The 1,289-nt window shown below is 70.6% G+C and carries 1 protein-coding gene and 1 pseudogene; both read left to right on the top strand.

Features of this window, described 5'->3' with window-relative positions; translation table 11 throughout:
• Positions 1-406, top strand: a pseudogene (locus tag ABTZ89_RS38760) (hypothetical protein); the annotation flags it as partial.
• A gap of 55 nt (positions 407-461) precedes the next feature.
• Positions 462-1,289: complex I subunit 4 family protein (locus tag ABTZ89_RS38755; protein WP_351054485.1), on the top strand; the 828-nt coding region annotated here is incomplete at its 3' end.

Raw genomic sequence — 1,289 nt, 5'->3', positions numbered from 1 at the left:
GACCTTGGTGGCCGTCCAGCCCTTGCTTTCGTCGTCGAGGTCGGCGAAGCGTTCGTTGCCGCCGCTGCAGCTGGTCGCGTGGCTGGTGGTCGGGCGCAAGCCGGTGCCGGTGGAACGCCCGGTGCGGGTGTCGCCGCTGGTGCGCGCGGCCCGCGCCGACCTCGGCGGCAACGCGCTGAACGACGCCATCGCGGTGCGTCCGGCCTTCGGCCTGGCGCGCGGTCTGGTCACCGTGGACAGCAAGGGCGTGGACGGCGCGGTCAACGGCATCGCCGGGATCCTGGGCTTCACCTCCGGCCGGCTCCGCCGCTGGCAGACCGGGTTCGTCCGGTCCTACGCCCTGTCCATGCTCTTCGGCGGCATCGTGGTGATCGCCGCCCTGATGGCAGTGGGGATCCCGTCATGACCAACTACGTCCACTGCGGACTCGGTCGGCCGAGCGAGCTCCGGGAGGAGATCCGATGACCCTGCTCGTCGCACTGATCCTGCTGCCGATCGCCGGGTCGGTGGTGGTGGCGCTGCTGCGCGGCAACGCGCCGGCGGCGAAGTGGACCGCGCTCGGGTTCTCCCTGGTGGAGCTCGTGCTCGCGCTCGCCGCGTGGGCCGCCTACGACCCGGTCGGCCCGCGGCTGCAGCTCACCAGCTCGGTGGAGTGGATCCCGGCGTTCGACATCCGCCTCTCGCTCGGCGTGGACGGCATCGCGCTGGTGATGATCGCGGTGATCGCGCTGCTCACCCCGCTGGTGCTCGGCTACAGCTGGGGCGAGCGGCTGCCGGCGGGCCGCACGCACGGCGGGTTCTTCTCACTGCTGCTGCTGGAGCAGGCGCTGACGGTGGCGGTGTTCGCCGCGACCGACCTGTTCCTGTTCTACGTGCTGTTCGAGATCATGCTGATCCCGATGTACTTCCTCATCGGCGGCTACGGCGGCGAGCACCGCACCTACGCCGCGGTGAAGTTCTTCCTGTACTCCTTCCTCGGCGGCCTGATCATGCTGGCCTCGGCGATCGGCGCCTACGTCTACAGCGCGGAGGTCACCGGCCAAGGCACCTTCGACTGGGCGACCCTGGTGCCGGTGCTGCGCGACGCGCCGATGAGCGTGCAGGTGTGGCTGTTCCTCGGCTTCTTCACCGCATTCGCCATCAAGGCCCCGCTGATCCCGTTCCACACCTGGCTGCCGGACGCCGCGCAGCAGGCGCCGATCGGGGTCGCGGTGATCGTGGTCGGCGTGCTGGACAAGGTCGGCACGTTCGGCTTCCTGCGCTACAGCCTGCCGCTGACGCCGGGCGCC

The sequence above is a fragment of the Saccharopolyspora sp. NPDC002686 genome (genome assembly GCF_040295745.1).
Taxonomy (GTDB): Bacteria; Actinomycetota; Actinomycetes; order Mycobacteriales; family Pseudonocardiaceae; genus Saccharopolyspora; species Saccharopolyspora oryzae.
Note: the sequence above shows the minus strand (reverse complement) of the source record. Positions and strands in the feature narration are given on the sequence as shown.